Source organism: Novosphingobium sp. HNCC26DJ243 (genome assembly GCF_057180545.1).
Genome location: NZ_JBXUGN010000008.1, coordinates 85,131 through 101,623, shown reverse-complemented (window position 1 = coordinate 101,623; position 16,493 = coordinate 85,131). Strand labels below are relative to the sequence as shown.

8 protein-coding genes are annotated in these 16,493 nt (G+C 62.5%); 6 read left to right on the top strand and 2 right to left on the bottom strand.

Features of this window, described 5'->3' with window-relative positions:
* Window positions 1-107 precede the first annotated feature (107 nt).
* A complete protein-coding gene (locus tag AC2A04_RS17575; protein ID WP_484213661.1) occupies window positions 108-1,193 on the bottom strand; it encodes a GSCFA domain-containing protein in 1,086 nt (361 codons plus the stop codon).
* Window positions 1,186-1,959, bottom strand: a complete 774-nt coding sequence (locus tag AC2A04_RS17570) for a hypothetical protein (RefSeq protein WP_484213660.1) — start codon at window positions 1,957-1,959, stop codon at window positions 1,186-1,188. Before AC2A04_RS17570 ends, AC2A04_RS17575 begins: the two co-directional genes overlap by 8 nt.
* A gap of 156 nt (window positions 1,960-2,115) precedes the next feature.
* Here AC2A04_RS17570 and AC2A04_RS17565 point away from each other — a divergent pair, with 156 nt between their 5' ends.
* From AC2A04_RS17565 to AC2A04_RS17540, 6 genes are all read left to right on the top strand, one after another.
* Complete coding sequence (locus AC2A04_RS17565) at window positions 2,116-5,898, top strand: glycosyltransferase family 2 protein (protein WP_484213659.1); 3,783 nt, start codon at window positions 2,116-2,118, stop codon at window positions 5,896-5,898.
* Window positions 5,895-7,445 (top strand): hypothetical protein, encoded by a 1,551-nt coding sequence (locus tag AC2A04_RS17560; RefSeq protein ID WP_484213658.1) that lies wholly within the window; start codon window positions 5,895-5,897, stop codon window positions 7,443-7,445. Before AC2A04_RS17565 ends, AC2A04_RS17560 begins: the two co-directional genes overlap by 4 nt.
* On the top strand, window positions 7,445-9,706 hold the full coding sequence (locus AC2A04_RS17555; RefSeq protein ID WP_484213657.1) for a glycosyltransferase family protein: 2,262 nt from the start codon (window positions 7,445-7,447) through the stop codon (window positions 9,704-9,706). The genes AC2A04_RS17560 and AC2A04_RS17555 overlap by 1 nt, the downstream gene beginning before the upstream one ends.
* A gap of 104 nt (window positions 9,707-9,810) precedes the next feature.
* Complete coding sequence (locus AC2A04_RS17550) at window positions 9,811-13,335, top strand: tetratricopeptide repeat protein (RefSeq protein WP_484213656.1); 3,525 nt, start codon at window positions 9,811-9,813, stop codon at window positions 13,333-13,335.
* 14 nt (window positions 13,336-13,349) lie between these two features.
* Window positions 13,350-15,275, top strand: coding sequence for a GSCFA domain-containing protein (locus AC2A04_RS17545; RefSeq protein WP_484213655.1), 1,926 nt, complete (start codon window positions 13,350-13,352; stop codon window positions 15,273-15,275).
* Window positions 15,276-15,353: 78 nt separating this feature from the next.
* Window positions 15,354-16,487, top strand: a complete 1,134-nt coding sequence (locus AC2A04_RS17540) for an NAD-dependent epimerase/dehydratase family protein (RefSeq protein ID WP_484213654.1) — start codon at window positions 15,354-15,356, stop codon at window positions 16,485-16,487.
* Window positions 16,488-16,493 lie beyond the last annotated feature (6 nt).

The window sequence follows — 16,493 nt, the reverse complement described above, 5'->3', positions numbered from 1 at the left end:
AAAGGCGATCGACGATGTCGCCAAGGCGCTGCCCAAGCTGGTGACTGACTGAAGGCTTTCAGGACGATCGGCATCCCGCAACGACCGTTCGTCGCGGGATGCCGGTGTCATGTATTGTCGATAGCTTCCTCGTCGCACAGGACCTGCATCAGCGCTTCGGCCTGTCCGACCCGCACTTCCGCCGCCGTGGGCTTGCGCGGCTTGGTCCTTCTGGCAGGCTTCTGCTGTGGTTTGACCGCCGCGTAGTGCTTCAGAAACAGCGACATCACATGTTGCACACCCTCTTCCCTGATTTCGCGGGCATCGTCGGCGAAATAGGCTGAACGCGTGAACGGGCTCGTGATGATCTCGTATGACGGGTAGTAGTCGCACAGGTCATTGGCATGGGCGACCTGCTCGGCGGCGACCCGCAGCACGGACTTGGAGTAGGCGGTCGAAACCGCAACATGCTGGTCGATGGCCGTTGCGTTGAGCGGGACGGGCGAAACCGTGAGGATGAACTTCACTGCCGGATTGCGCTCCCGGATGAAGTCGAGGCTCCACTGCAGGTCGGCAGCAACCTCGCCCACATCGAGGTTGCGGAATTCGTGGATAGTCTCGTCGTACCGGCCGCCGGCCACGCCGGGGGCGAGCGGATAGGCAGCCCCGTCGCGCTTGTCGAGCCAGGTCTCGGTAAGCCCGAGCGTGAACACGAAGACGCTCATCTGCTCGATCGCGCGGCGCACGGCTTCCAGATGGATCTCGCGATCAAGATCGACCTCACGCGGCGAGACGTAGCCGCCCGGAATGATCTGGGGGCGGAATGGATCGACCCAGCGCCGGTCCGGTCGCTGCCAGGCGGTGTCGATCGGCTTGAACAGTCCATAGGCTCGCTCAAGCAGCTGGCGCAGTTGGCGGGTGCTGTAGACATTGCCGTATCGCGCGGAAAACAGGCCATAGTTGAGCTTGGCGGCAATCTTGTCGACGAGAATCGGGTGCGGCTGCTCTGTCACCAGAAAATCGAAGCCGGCCTGGGCAAGAAAACGGGCGACATGCTGCGCAAAGCAGCTGCCCGCCGTGACGACCTTGTCTTCCGGAGCGATCTGGAACGATGGTGTGCCGACAGGGTCGAACAAGGCCATGTCTTCAAGGCCGGGTTCCTTGCGCCAGAACTGGTAGTCCGGGCAACCGACGTAGGGATGGCGCTTAAACATTCAGCATCTCCCGCAGATGGGCCAGGACAAGCTTGCCATACGCTGGGTTGCCGTGAGTCGGATCGCGGTTCCACAGCTTGCGCAACAGATAACCGTCCTCATCCTTTGACGATGGCGGGGCCGGGATGAAGGTGATGTCGAGCGCTTCGTACTCGCGAGCCATGACGTCGCATTGCAGCGCATAGAGTTTGCGCCGCAGTTCCGATGGCGCGATGCCTGACTCGAGAAGGCCGGTAAACGCCTTTGGCAGCATGGTCTTCTCGTCTACGGCCTTGAACGGAGGCGGCGGGGCCAGCGCGAATGCCGGACAGGAGAAGCGTTCCCGCACGAGCATCGCCCGGCGAAGCCCGCTTTGCACGCGATAGGCAACGAGTTCTTCGATCGCGCTGGCAGGCACGAGGCAACGCGCTTCGTCGAAATCGTCAAATGGCGGCCACAGAAAGTCGAAGGCCGGCTCTGACTCAATCAAGCCAACGATGTTGTGCTCGGTCCCGCCGAAAGCAAGTACAAGTCGATCTGGAGATAGACCTGCGAACAAATCGAAATTGATTTTCGATTCGTCTGCGCCTGGCCTTACATCAATACCAATGAACTCATCTTGAAAATCGTCTCCGATCGCCCGTGAAATAGCTGTGCAGTGACTTTCACCCAAAATCAACACTGGCACGTTGATAAGTGGCTTTTCCGCCATGACTGATTGCTGGCTCCGTTTCGATTGCAAATTGCGCAGCGATTGCTTGGTGGTAGCACCTACAGCCGTTGACATGCGGTGACCATAGGTCATAGACCCCCGGGATACGAGTCAAGAAATGATGGAATGCCCGACGCGATGTCCCCCGATATGGTTGTAAGTAAAGACGTCGGTCCGGACGGCAGGGTTTGTCTGTTGCTCGCGGGGGTTCATTGCGGCGGCGATAGTGCGATGGCTGCCATATTGCGCCATCTTGGCGCTGATCAGTTGGCAGATGCTGCGGCTTCGGCACGGTTGTCGCAACTCAATTCCGATATTTTGGCCTCGGCCGGGTCCGGGCCGATATCGGTCGAGCCGCTCAATCCGCGCTGGTATCAATCGGTCCGTCGCGGCGAGTTCGAGGCTCGGGCGGTCGAACTGGTGAACGAGTGTTTTGCCGGTTCCTCTTTCTTTGCGCTTGCGGATTCCGGAGTGGGTCGGCTTGTGCCGTTTTGGCGTGGCGTTCTTGAAAAGTGCGGCGTTCGGGCGGCCGTCGTGAACTTCTACGAGGACCCCGATACCTTCGCGCGTCGGCTCGATGAGGGCATGGGCGTGGGTGGCAATGCTGCGCGAGCGCTATGGCTCGGGCAGGCGCTGGATGCTGAGAGGTCGAGCCGCGGCGAAGCGCGCGCGCATGTGACGCTCGAGGCCTTGATCCAGCAATGGGAAGAGGTGATCGAGCGCATCCAGTCCGAGCTTGGCATTGTCTGGCCGGCGTGGTCTTCGCGCGTGCGCAAGGCGATCGTGGCGGAACTGCTCGCGCAAGCCGATGGCGTCCGGGCGACGGCTGCCGGGCGCAAGCCTGCCGCCGACGATCTCGGCCGGTGGGGACAGGAGACCCAGACGGTCCTGTGGCGTTGGGCCCGTGAAGGCGAGGATGAGCGCGGGTTTGCACGACTGGACGAGCTTGCCGGGCTGTTCGATGAAGCGCGCGATTTTGTCGGCGTCGCATTTGATACCGTTGTCGATCTTGGTGAACAGCTCCAGCGCCAGCGCGCAGAAGCCGGCGAGTTGAAGGCCCGCGTAAGCGAATTGCAGGAGTCCATCGCCACCTTGCAGGCCGCACCCCCGGTGCAACCCGACGAGGACTCGATGGCGCCGCGCGACGTGGCGGTTGACGAGCAGCTCGCCCGCATGGAAGCACGCTGGGCCGAGACATTCCGGTCGAGCCGCGACGCTCAGGAAATTCTTGCCGAGCAGAATCTCGCTTTCCAGAACGCTGTAACCCAACTTTCCGAAGACCTGACGGCGCTCGAGGAGAAGCTGGGCGTCAGTGAAGCCGAAGTTGAGCGGTTGAAGCTAGTCGAAGTCTCTCGCCGTGCAGAGACGCGCAATGCGCTTGCGGAGGCATCCGGCTTGCGCAAGACTCTGAAGGAAGGCGAGGAAACTCTCGTCAAGCTTCGCGAGTTGATCAAGGCGCGCGAAGAGACGATCGAGGGCTTGCGAAACGCAGCTCTGGAACGCCTGGATGCGGGTCGCGCAGTCGCCCGTTCGGGAAGGGCAGGCAAACGCGTTTTTTCGCCTGCAAACCTGCTTGCGATGCTCACGCCAAAATCGCGGCGCAAGACATTGCTGCATCGTGCCCGCCGCGAACTGGTCACGCAGAGCGGAATGTTCGATGCGAAGTTCTATGCATCGACATATCCCGATGTCGTTGCGGCCGGACAGGATCTGCTCGATCACTTCATCAGGTTCGGTGGTGCCGAAGGCCGGCATCCGAGCACCGCTTTCAACAGCAAGTGGTATTTGAACGAGTACCCGGACATTCGCAGCGCCGGGCTCAACCCGCTGGTCCATTTCCTTGAGCACGGACGGGATGAAGGACGTCGTCGTCGTGCCCTCACCGAAAATGCAGGCGGCGCAATGGAGGAGGCGGCACCCACCAGCGCTGTCGGCCAGGGCAAGACGGCGGCCGCACCGGTTCCGCCGCCCGACATCAAGGCGCAGTCCAACGACCTGGAGCCCACATGGCGGCCCCGGGAAAAGGGCTGGGCGGCCTTGCTTGGCAAGACGACGGGGCAGCGCGATCAGGTGGCTTCGCTCGCGGACGTCGGTCTGGCTGGCGAGGCCGGACGCATTGCCTTGGCTGGCAAGACCATCGCCCTTTCGAGCGATGAGGGCCAAGCGGTCCGCAATCGCCTGGCACTTTTCTGCGCGTTGCGACCGGAACTTGGAGCCGCTGTAACGGTGGGGGGGGAGGCAATCCCGGCCCCGGTCCCGCACAACCTTGTTGTCGAGCCGGGATTGGCGATCGATCTTCTGGCCGACGGCTGGTTCGATGGACAGTTGGTCGCAACGCTGCGGTTTGCAGGCGGGTTCGAGGGTGTTGCGCGCGCATTCCAGTTCGCCGACGACGGCGCGCTGCATTGCGTCGGCGAGAGCGCGCTGGCCGGCACCGACGCTGACCTTGTCGAACTGCGGCTGCTGAACCCGCTCAATGAACTGCTCGTGATCTTTTGCACCCGCGACGGCAGCTTGCGCGAATGCATGGTTCTGCCGTTCCCTTCGCTCCTGAGGGGCGGAGTCCAGCATGGCGAACTGGCCGTCATCGAAGCGGCACCCGGTGCGATCGCCAGCCTTTCGGACTATAGTGGCTCGCTCGTGCTGGACCTGCTTGGCTGGCCTGAAGGACCGCCTGAGTATGCGATTTCACGCGTCCTTGTCGACATGCGCGGTGCCAGCGGCATCGAGCCGCTGTTCCGGTCGGACATTCTGGCGTCGCTGGCACGGCGGTTCGGCGTGGTGGTGTCCGCGCTCGAAGGAAGCGAAGCGCCCGAACGCGCGCAGCTAGTCGCGACGCTTGCCGTGACTGCGGCGGCGCAGGTCGCCGGACGATCGTCTGAGGGGGCCGCTCTGGTCCTGCCGTGCGACATGGTGCCTTCGATCTACAGTCTGGTATGCCGCCGTGGGCTGCATGATCTCGCGGTCGCGCGCTATGCCGTGGTGGATTCGGCAACGCTCAAGCCCCGGGCGGATATCAGCCTGCCGTTCAGGGCACCGCTCCTGCCGGAACTCCAGCATCGCGATCATCCCGCGCACGCGCCTTACGTTCAGGCAGGGCTGCCGGTCGATGGCGAAAGCCAGGCCGAGCTAAAAGCTCCCCTCTGCCCGCTGGCCGTCCGACACCACAACAAGCTTGCCTGGCAGATGGACCCGCTGATGCCGGTCTCGCCCGACCGCGATTTGGGTCAGGCTGCGGGTTCCGAAGGTCGTACGGTGTCCGTCATCATTGATGTGACGGGCTATTCCGGGGCCACGGATTCCTGTCTGGCCGGTGTCGCGCACCAGATGGTCGGCGCTGCGGTCGAGGTTATCCTTGCCGGCTGGCCGGGCGACACCGCCTTGCCCGAATGCAGCGTCCCTGTTCGTGGCATGGACGGCCGTGAGCTGACGCGCGCTGCGCGGTTCAATGCGGCGGCACAGCTTGCGCCTGGCAACAGCCTGCTTTTCCTCGACAGCAGTGTCATCCTGTCCGATCCCCGGACCCTCGCGGTACTGGTCGCCATGGCCTCGCAGCAAGGCGCAGCAAGCGCCGCATGCGCGCTGGTCACGGAAAACGAAGAGGAAGACAGCGTTCGCGTACACTCGGCCGGCTACTTCCCGACGCGCATCTCCCTGTGCGGCGAGCCGGTGTTCGAAATTGACCAGCTCGATGTCGCTACGGCATTTCCGGCCGCGACGTACCCGGTTGTCGCAAATCATCTGAAATGCTGCCTGATCGACGCAGATGCCTGGGTTGCACTGGGCGGGTTTGACGCGCGACGGTTTCCGCAGGGCGGGTTCGATCTCGATTTCGGCAGTCGTGCTGTCGCCGCGGGATTCGCGAATTTCTGCACCACCCTCGTCCGGGCGGCGACCGACCTCGTGGCCTATGGCGCAGACTTTCCCGATCCGCTGGCGCATCGCGCGGTGCGCCCGGCCGATTGGCAGGGTATGTTCGACAACGTCACCGTCATCAGGGAACTGCGCCGGTGAAGATCAGGGCGATCGTCCAGTCGCCGCAGTGGCTCGACCGGGCCGGTGTGCGCATCCGCTACCGGCGCATCGCGCCCCGGCTGGAAAGCCTTGGCGGAAGCATCGACGTCGATGTCATCGACAACCTGCCGTCGCAGGGCTTGATCGAAGACGACGTGGTCATTCTCAGCAAGTGTACCGATGCGCGCGCCTTCCTCGTCGCCGACTACTTGCGCGAGCGGGGAATAATCGTCGGGATCGACATGTTCGACGATTACTTCAGTCCCGGCATCAGCCCGTGCCACGGGCACCGCGAGTTTCTCGGCGAGATCGCGACGCGCGTCGATTTCTTCCTCTGCTCGACCGAGCGCATGCGCGATGTGGCGCGCGAATTTGCACCCAATACGCCGTCGCACGTGCTCAATGATCCGTTCGACACGCTCGACAAGGAGCATCTTTCCCGCCGTCTGGCCGCAAAGGCCCGTGCAGCCCGTGAGACCGGTCGGATCGACGTGGTCTGGTTCGGAAACGGCGACAATCCGATCTTTCCCGTCGGCCTGACCGACGTGGCCGCGTTCGCGCCGGTCCTGCAACCTCTGGTGGCATCCGGTTTCGACGTCCGGATGAGAGTTCTGACAAATTTGCGCGCGATGAAATCGGACAATCTCGCGCGACTTCGCGGCTTGCCCATTCCGCTGCTGCTAGAGGAATGGAGCGAAGCCGGGGAGGAGGAGGCGCGCGATTCCTCGCTCATCTCGTTCATTCCGGTCAATCACCAGAACTTCAGCATCGCAAAATCACTCAATCGCGGCATCAGCGCCCTGACGGGCGGCACGCAGATCCTTTCCGCCGGTTTCGATCTCTACAGCGGCATCGGCGAATTCGTCTACCGTGATGCAGACAGCATCCTCGCGGACCTGGCGACGGACACTTTGCGGCTTCGGCCCGACACTGTTTCTGCACTCGAGACTTGCATGGACGGCCTGGCCGATCCAGCCAACGAGGCCCGCAGGCTGTTGACCTTCCTGCGCGGATTGCAGGAGGGATCCAAAGCAGGCGCGCGGCTGCTTCACGCAAATCGCAAGACGCCGCGCGCCATGATCCATGGCCGACGCTCATCCGGCAGCACTTCCAGTTTCTGCCGCGATCGCGATGTCGTCTCGATCGGAACGCCCTTCGGTCTGTTCGGCCGGCGTTATGACATGACATTTGATTTCGGCGCGCGCGGTGGCGGTATCAGGATCTGGGTGGGCTATTCGGCGTCCAAGGTGATTGCGCCGGACTTTCAGGCCCGGTTGATGACCGCAGACAGCGTGGACAGCCCCTATCCGTTCGTGCTGGATTTGCCCGAAGGGCCGGCAAGCCGCTCGTTGAAGAATTTGCGCGCGCACATGGTGGCTTCGCGTGCAGGACAGATGGTGCACTATGTCAGCGTAATGGCCGCCATCGAGATCATTGCTCGCCAAGTCCTTCCGGGCACGCAGATCCTCCATTCCGAACAGGAAACGCCATTGATGGGCCTTTCGCGTCTGGAGCGGCCTGCGCTTTCCGCCGGAGGCGCGCGGTGATGCAGCAAAGCGCGGATCGCCCGGTCGCGGCGTTTCTGTTCGACCTGATCCAGGACGTAAGTGTTTTGCGTCCCATCGTTCGCCTGCTCGCGCAGGAAACCGACCTTGCTCTCGTTCTGCTCGTATCCAGGCAGTTCGAAGGGCGCGACAAGGAATGGATGTGGCGCGCCGAGATCGAGGAACTGGTCCGCGAATGCGGCGCAACCAGCGCGCGGTTCGATAGCCCACTCGTTGCTGTCCAGGTTCTCCAGGGACGGCGCGGCCTTATCTTCTCGGCCAGCGAATCCAATCTGGCGGCCCATGCGATCAACCACCAGGTCTTCCTGTCGATGCCGGCCGCATTCACTCGTATCACCGTCCAGCACGGCTACGAGTGTGTCGGGTTCAACCAGAATCGCGAACAGACGATCGCGCATGGCTCGTCGGTCAGGTTTGCGGCGGATATCCTGTGCGGCTGGGTCCCGCGCGAGGCGCTGCGCCATTTGTGCCCTTCCGAGCGGGACAAATATGTCGAGCTTGGCCCCCCGATGCTGCTCAACCGGCTGTTCGACCGACAGCGGCCTGGTGTGACGAGGGACAGTGGCCTCGTCTGCGAGAACCTGCATTCGGTCCGCATGCGCACGACGGGGAATTTCCAGCAGACCTATCTCTCCACCTTGCTGGCGTTTGCCGAAGCGCAGGATCGCAAGGGTCTGAAAGTTGCCCTGCGTCCGCACCCCGGCGGGCAATTCGTCATCAAGAATAAGGTCGAGCTTCCCCGCAATGTCGTGCTTGCCAACAAGCCGATGTACAAGACCGATCTCGAAGGCTTTGCCTACGGCATCTCCGCGCCTTCGTCGGTTCTCATCGACATGGTCCTGGCCGGAATACCGACAGCTGTCTGGTCTGATCGCGACGCCTTGCTCGACGGCACGGCCTATGCCGAGATGGCAAGGGTCAGCACACTTGATGACTGGAACACCTTTGCCGAGGCTGCAACGCGCGATCCGGCACCGTTCATGGCGCGTCAGGCGAAATTCCTGCGCCGGACCGGGCTGGATGTTGATCCGCAGCTGATCCGCGATCGCCTGCTCGGTCTGGTTGGCGGGGTCCTGGGGCGCAATGGCGTGAATGCCGGCCGCAAGCCGCTGGTGCGGGGGAGTGGCGCGCGCAGGGTGCTGCTCGTCGCCAACGGCATCATTCCCACGCTCCACATCAGCTTCCTCAAGCCGCTTGCGGAACTGGAAGAGCAGGGCCTGGTCAGGCTGGTCACGATCACCGAGAAAGAAATCCTTCAGGCGCGCGCTGCCGACAGGGATGATCCCGATGGCGCTGCAGCCGCCTATGCCCGAGCGCGCGTCGAAGCCGCACGACCCGACCTTGCGGTGTTCTGCCGTTACAGCGGACCCGAAGCCGTGACCATGGTCGGTCGGCTGCGCGAGGCCGGAGTGCCCGTCGTCTTCCATATCGACGACGATCTGCTCAACGTGCCTCGCGAACTGGGCGAGAAGAAGTTTCTCGAACACAATCGGAGCGAACGGACGCAGACTGTCCGATTCCTCATCGATAGCGCCGATCTTGTCTATTGCTCTACCCCGCGTCTGCGCGAGCGCTTCATCGAACTTGGCATCAGTCGGGAACTCGAGGCCGGAGCAATCTATTGCGCGGGAGATGTCGTCGCCCCGGCCGAGTTGCGTGATGTCCGCACGATCGGCTTCATGGGCAACGACAAGACGCCTGAGCTCGAAGCCCTTGTCCCGGTCATTGCCGGGGCCTTGAGCAGGCACCCTGCGTTACGGTTCGAGCTTTTCGGATCGATGGCGATGCCCGAAGAACTCGCGATCTTCGGTGACCGGGTGCAGGCGACACCTCCGATCGGGGACTATGACGCCTTTGTCGCGCGGTTCCGCAGCTTGCGCTGGGACATCGGCCTGTGTCCGCTGCACAAGACCCCGTTCAACCGGGTAAAGGCCGATACCAAGTGGGTCGATTACACCTCGATCGGGGCTGCTGTGATCGCGAGCAGGGACACGGCCTACGATGCCTGCTGCAGCGATGGCTGCGGCATGCTGGTCGACAGCGCGGAAGAGTGGGCAGCAGCGATCGACCACCTCGTGACTGATCCTGCGGCACGCCATGCGCAAGTGCAGGCCGCTCAGGCAAAGATGTGTGATCGTTACAGCCTGGAACGCCTCACGGCACAGGTTCTCGCGATGTTCGATGGTGCCTGCGAGCGCAAGGAAGAGGCTCTGGCCGCCTCGCGCGATCTGGTTCCTGCCTGAGCGATGCGTGGAATGAGCGCAGATTCACGCCGGGCGCGCGCCAGGGTTCAAGTATCGACATCGGGCCGGGGCGGCGTTCCGGCTGATGGCAGGGAGTATGCGGGATGACCCCGAGCACCGGCGGTGTGATTGCCGTTATTGATGAGCGCGGTTCGCGCTATGCAACCCGCGGGGTTGTCCGCTTCTGGATGCCCGTGCCGGGCGAGGCCCGCGAATCCGAACTCATTCTGGTGGACGTCGATGGCGTTCAGGTTTCCTCACTCGAAGTGAGCTACGCCGGCCAGTCGCTCATGGCAGGCGGCGGTTACGTCGAACGCTACGTATTCGAGACGAGGCTGCCTGAAGATGCGTACGGGCAGACCGTCTCGCTTTCCCTGCGGACGGAAAGGGGCATGCCCGTCGGCGTGCCGGACGTGCTGCTCGATGTTGATGGCAGCGGCGATGCCATCCTTAACCGGCTCAATGATTCACAACGCGAACTGATCGATCGCGCGCAGGACTTCGTCAAACGCGGGCGTGCGGGCATGGCGAACCTGGTCTACCAGCAAATCTACTGCCCGGACATTTTCGGCAATCATTCTACTTTGCTGACCGCAGCGCGCGTGGCTGCCGATGTGTTCGACCGTCCGGCGGCCAATATCCTGTTCTCCCGCGCCTCGATCGGCTTGCCCGAACGCTACAGCCTGCTGTCGATGGCCGGGAAGGTTCTTCTGAAGCTTGACCGGTTTTCCGAAGCCAAGCAGATGTTCGACCGGGCAATTGCGCTTGATCCGGCAGCAGTCGATGCACGCAATGGACGCATCAAGGCCGTCATCGGGGAGGAGGACTGGCAGGCTGCACTGCTGGCATCCCACCGGCTGCGCCGCGACACGCCGACAGATCTTCCGGTTTACGCCGACATCTGCGGCACCATCGCGTGGCTTTACCTGAACCTTTCCCAGCCACAGCGTGCGCTAGTCGAAGCCACTGCGGCGCTGAAGCTGCACCCGGCCAGCACGCGTCTCATGCAGATGAAGGGCGATGCGCTGGTGCGCCTGTCGCGATACGACGACGCCATTGCCGTGTACCAGCAGGCGCTGATCCCCGACAACAAGGTGCCGCTGCTGCGCAAGCGGCTCTCCAGTGCGCTGATGCTGTCAGGTGAATTCGGCGCGGCGGCGGATCAGGACTCGGGCCGGATGCACACGCCGACCTTCACCAAGCTCAACAACGTGCCCGAAGACCTGCCCCTGTGGCGAGGTGACCTTCGCCCGGGGGGCAGGCTGCTTGTCTGGGCCGAGGTGAATTTCGGGGTCGGCCAGAACCTGCTTCACGCCTCGATCCTGCCCGATCTCCTCGCCTTGGGTCTCGACATCGTCCTCGAAGTGGAGCGGCGGCTGGTGCCGGTCTTTGCCGCAGCCTTTCCGCAGGTCGAGGTGGTGGAGCAGGTGCAGCCGGGTGAGGCGCGTGGCGACTGGATCAAGACTGTCGCGTTCCACATGCCGATCGGTAGCCTCGTCCGCTATTTCCGTCGCGAGCGGACCGACTACGCTGCGTCGCAGCCATTCCTTGTCCATGACCAGCAGCGCGCAGCCGCACTGCGCGAGGAGCTGCTGACCGCCAGCAATGGCAAACGCTTTCTCGTCGGTTTTTCATGGACCTCGAACAACCCGTACGTCGGTGACGAGAAGACCGTTCCGCTCGCGCAGTTGCTCAGAGCGCTTGATCTGCCAGGCGTTGGCCTCGTCAATCTCCAGTATGGCGAACATACGCAGGAAATCGCAGCGGCAAGCGCAGAAACCGGCGTCCGCGTGCTCGAAGCAAACGGGATCGACCGGACCGACGACCTTGCCGGAATGTGCGATCTGGAAGCCGCGCTCGATATGGTAGTGTGCATCGGCCACACCACGGCGCACCTTGCTGGCGGGCTGGGCGTCCCCAATCTCGTGCTGGTGCCGTCATCTCCCTTTGCGCACTGGCTGGGTTCGGGTGAAACCTGCGTGTGGTATCCCAATTCGCGTATCATCCGGCAGCAGCCGTCTGAGCGCGGCGACTGGCAGACCACTCTTGCCAAGGCGAGCGAGTATCTGGCGCTTACGGTCCTTGGTATCGGCCTTCCCGAGATTGCCGACGATCCGCTTGTCGCTGCAAGGCGCTCCGTAAAAGCGGACCCCGTCGCCATCTTCTGCCGCAACGCGCTCGGGCTCGCGATGGCGGAATATGAATATCGTCAGATCGACGAAATCATTGCCGAGATCGAGCGGCGCTATCCTCGCAATGCCGAACTCCTCACGCTCGTTGGTGACTGTCATTACCGCATCGGCCGGTTCGAGGCGGCGCTGTCGGCCTACCAGATGGCGATGGACGCCGGGGGCGACAACGTCGAACTGACGGCACGCAAGGTGCAGGTTCTGCTCGAATGCTATGAGCTTGATGTAGCGGCCACACTGCTGCGGCAGTTGTTCGCGGCCGATCCCGGCCTGAACGAGACGCGTCCCGATCTGGTCATCATCGATGCACAGATTTCCGCGTGTCAGGATCGCCACGTTGCAGTGATCGAGCGGTTGCGGCCGTTGATCGACAGCGATCCGCTGAACCAGGAAGCAGCTCTGACCATTGCCAACGCCTATTCGGCCAGAGGCGAGCATGAAAAGGCCCACAGGGCGCTTGGGGGCACGCTGGAAGCCAGCGTTACCAGCGAACTGGCCTCGAATCTCGGCATCGTCCTTGGCAGGAGCGGTCACCGCGATCTCGCGACCCGGGTGATCGAACACGAAAGCGCGCGCGGCAGCGATCCGCTCGGCACCTTCTGGCGCGCCCAGTTCGCAAAGGACGCGGCGAAGCGAAGCGCACGCCTGTTCCGCGCCAGTGAGGTAACCTACCCGGTTGCCGCGGCCGAGCGCGTAACGGTCTTCGTCTGCATGGATACGAGCTATTGCCTGCGCTATCTCGGTTCGATCGCCGCTTCGCTGGCTGAGAACTCACCCGAGACCAATCTGCACGTCCACATCGTCAACCCCCATGATGAGGCGAGGGCACGCCTCAAGGCGACCGAGCGGCTGCTGGGACCGGGGCGCGTCAGCTACAGCTTCGAGACCGCGCGCCTTGCGAACTTCACTCCCGAACAGCGCAAGACCTACTTCGCCTCGATCCGGTTCGTCCGGCTCGCTGAACTGATGGAGGCAGCGCCGGGCACCTATTTCGTGATGGATGTCGACAACATCGTGCGGGGTGATCTTTCCGGTTGCCTTACGCTTGCCCGTGGTCCCGACATGCTCATCCGCAACCGGTTCTCGATGCGACCGCACCTTGCGGTGGCGGCGTGCGGGATCGTGCTCGCCAACAGCGATGCTTCTCGCGCTTTCATGAACCGCGCGGCGGAATACATCCTCGATGCCTTCCATACCGGTCACGTGGCGTGGTTCCTCGACCAGATCGCGCTGACGCTGGCGATGAAGGCGTCGATGGAAGACCCCGCCCTGCAGCTTGACGTCCAACAACTTCCGCGCACGCTGCTCGATTGGGATTTCGACGAGGATTCGCTGGTCTGGACGGGCAAGGGCAAGCGGCGCCTGCGGAACAAGCGATATCAGGCCGAGTACAATCGCTACCTCGAAGCGTTCAATCACGCTATGCTCGAGGCGGTCTGAATGCGGGGCAGGCAATGAACAATCTCGGCCAGGTTGCCATTACGATCGTAGGCAACTGTCAGGGCGAACAACTTGCCGCGTGCCTACGCCGAATGCTGCCCGATAGCGAGGTGGAGTTCATCCGCTACTTTGCCCAAGCGGATCTCTGCGCCCGGATGGCAGACCGGTCTGACCGAATCCTTCTCGTCCAGAACCCGATCATGTCATTCGGCTCCGAGGTCGAAAGTCTTCGCGACATACACACCGTTCTCGATTTTCCTGCCATTGTTCATGCAGGCTTCCATCCCGATCTTATCCGACCGAAAATCGACAAGACGCTGATCAAGGGACCAATGGGATCAAACCATTCGGCACTTGTCCTTCACGCATTCCTGCGGGGATTGGACGAGCAGGCCGCCAGTGCCTTGTTCTGCGATGAAGTGTTTTCTGCCGTGGGATACTTCGATGCCCGCGCCGAGTCCGACCGGCATTTCTGCGCGCAACTCACCCGGTTCGGCCTGCTTGACGAAGCGGAATTCGCGCCACTTCTGGCCAGCGGCTGCTTTATGCACAACACCATTCATCCCAAGCTGCCGGTCATTGCCGCGCTTGCCCGGGTGCTGTTGCGCAAGGCAGGCATCGTGCCCGCTCTGCGCTATCCCGAAAACTTCATGGCCGACGATCTGGCCAACAACGTGATCTGGCCGGTCTATCCGGAGATTGCGCGCCATCACGGGCTGCAGGGCGGCGAATACGCCTTCCAGTTCAAGCCGGTGCCCAAGCACACCTTTGACCTGGACCGGTTCATCGCCCAGTCGTTTGTCGCCTACCGCGCCCTCGATCTCGATACCTCGTGCCACGCACGCCTGACCTCCCCTGAATTCCGGCGCCTCGAAGCACCGCCTCCTGCAGCCACCGGCCCTGCGACAAACCCCTACCGCGACCTGCCCGATCATCATTTCTGGCGCCGGGCCGTGGCCGCAGTAGGGCATGACCAGATCGACCCGGTCGTCCGCGCCGCTTTCGTGCTTGAGCGCGACACGGCGATAGGCACGGCCGGAAGCTGCTTTGCCCAGCACATCGCCCGTCGCCTGGCCATGTCCGGCCACCACTATCTCGTGACCGAGGCAGGCGAAACGCTGACGCCCGACGAACGATCGCGAAAGAACTACAGCGTCTATTCCGCGCGCTACGGCAATCTCTACACCGCACGCCAGTTGCGCCAGCTGTTTGAGCGCGCGCACGGTGCCTACATCCCCGCCGACACGGCATGGGAGCGTGAGGACGGTCGTTTCGTCGATCCCTTTCGTCCCGAGATCGACCCCGATGGCTTTGCTACGCCACAAGAGGTGGAAGCCTCGCGGCAGGAGCACTTCGAACATGTCCGCCGGCTTTTCCGCGAAGTGGACGTGCTGGTCTTCACGCTCGGCCTGACCGAAGCATGGCAGTCGTGCGAGGATGGCTCGGTCTTTCCGCTCTGCCCCATGGTCGTATCATCGACGGTGAGCGCCCAGAACTATGCGCCGGTGAATTTCACCCATGCCGAGGTTCTCGAAGACCTCATGCGCTTCGTTGCGATGCTGCGCACGGTCAATCCTGAAGTGAAGCTGTTGCTGACCGTTTCGCCCGTGCCGCTGATCGCGACTTTCGAGGATCGCCACGTGATGGTCTCGACGATAGCAAGCAAATCCATCCTGCGCGGGGTTGCCGACGAGGCTTGCCGCCTTGATACGGGCATTTCCTATTTTCCGAGCTACGAGATCGTGGCCAATCCCTTCTTTCCCAAAAGCTATTTTGGCGAGGATGGGCGTTCCGTGAAGCCCGAAGGCGTGGATCACGTGATGCGGGTGTTCCTCAAGCATTATTCCCGGTTAAGTCAGGATGGGCCGCAAGGCGCCCGGATTGCAGAACTGGAGGAAGAGCAGAAGGTCGTTTGCGAAGAGGAACGGCTGGACCTTTGACCAAAGGCGCGGCAAGTCGCGCGAAAGCGCAGCGGGTCCCTTCCGCTGCGGCGTTATGTTTTCCATGAGAAAGTTTCTATGGCGAAGAATATCCTGATCACGGGCGGCGCAGGCTTCATCGGGCTCCATCTTACCCGGCTGGCACTGGCTGGCGGGCATCACGTGCGCATTCTCGACAACCTCTCGCCACAGATTCACGGTGAGAATGCTGCGTTCGTGCCTCCCGCCGGTGCGCAGTTCGTCCGGGGCGATGTCACCATTCGGAGCGATCTGGAGGGCGCTCTCGAGGGAATTGACACCGTCGTCCATCTCGCGGCCGAGACCGGTACAGGCCAGTCTATGTACGAGATCGACCGCTATTACCGGGTCAATGTCCAGGGCACCGCGATCTTGCTCGATATCCTGGCGAACCGCGAATCGCAGGTACGCAACATCGTCCTGTCGTCGAGCCGTTCCGTCTATGGCGAGGGTGCGTATCTTTGCAGCACCTGCAGCGGCAGCGGCCAGCGATGCTATCCGGGTTCGCGTCCGCCGGCTCAGCTTGCCGCCCACGACTGGGCGCCCAAGTGCCCGACTTGTGGCGCGGATGTCACCGAGACGGCGACGCACGAAGATGACAAGCTCTCGCCAGCGTCGATTTATGCCGCCACCAAGCTTGCGCAGGAGGAGATGATCAGAATCGCCGCCACCGCACAGGGGCTGGCCTTTGCGATCCTGCGTTTCCAGAACGTCTATGGCGAAGGTCAGTCGCTTCAGAACCCCTATACCGGCATCCTGTCGATCTTCTCGACGCGAATCAGGCTGGGGCTGTCTCTGCCCGTTTTCGAAGATGGCGCGGAAACGCGCGATTTTGTCCACGTCGAGGACGTGGCAAACGCGGTGCTCCGCTTCGTCGATCAACCGGCCGCTGCCGGCGCCACGGTCAACGTCGGTTATGGCGAGCCGACTTCGATCATGCAGGTCGCAACCCTGCTAAGCAGCCTGATGGGCTCTAACATTCAGCCACACGTCACCGCGCAATATCGTGTCGGCGATATCCGCCACAATTACGCCGACATCGCTGCGCTCGAGAGCGTTGCAGGCTTTCGTCCCGGCGTGTCGCTTGAGCAAGGCCTCGCCCGGTTCTGTGACTGGGTACAGACCCAGCCGATTCCGCAGGACCTTCTCGACAAGGCCAATGCCGAGCTCAAGGCGCGCAACCTGATGGGCTGATGCCTG

Coding starts and splice junctions, on each gene's coding strand:
- AC2A04_RS17565 (WP_484213659.1), top strand. CDS start 2,116: ATGGCTGCCATATTGCGCCATCTTGGCGCTGATCAGTTGGCAGATGCT.
- AC2A04_RS17545 (WP_484213655.1), top strand. CDS start 13,350: ATGAACAATCTCGGCCAGGTTGCCATTACGATCGTAGGCAACTGTCAG.
- AC2A04_RS17555 (WP_484213657.1), top strand. CDS start 7,445: ATGCAGCAAAGCGCGGATCGCCCGGTCGCGGCGTTTCTGTTCGACCTG.
- AC2A04_RS17550 (WP_484213656.1), top strand. CDS start 9,811: ATGACCCCGAGCACCGGCGGTGTGATTGCCGTTATTGATGAGCGCGGT.
- AC2A04_RS17540 (WP_484213654.1), top strand. CDS start 15,354: ATGGCGAAGAATATCCTGATCACGGGCGGCGCAGGCTTCATCGGGCTC.
- AC2A04_RS17570 (WP_484213660.1), bottom strand. CDS start 1,959: ATGTCAACGGCTGTAGGTGCTACCACCAAGCAATCGCTGCGCAATTTG.
- AC2A04_RS17575 (WP_484213661.1), bottom strand. CDS start 1,193: ATGTTTAAGCGCCATCCCTACGTCGGTTGCCCGGACTACCAGTTCTGG.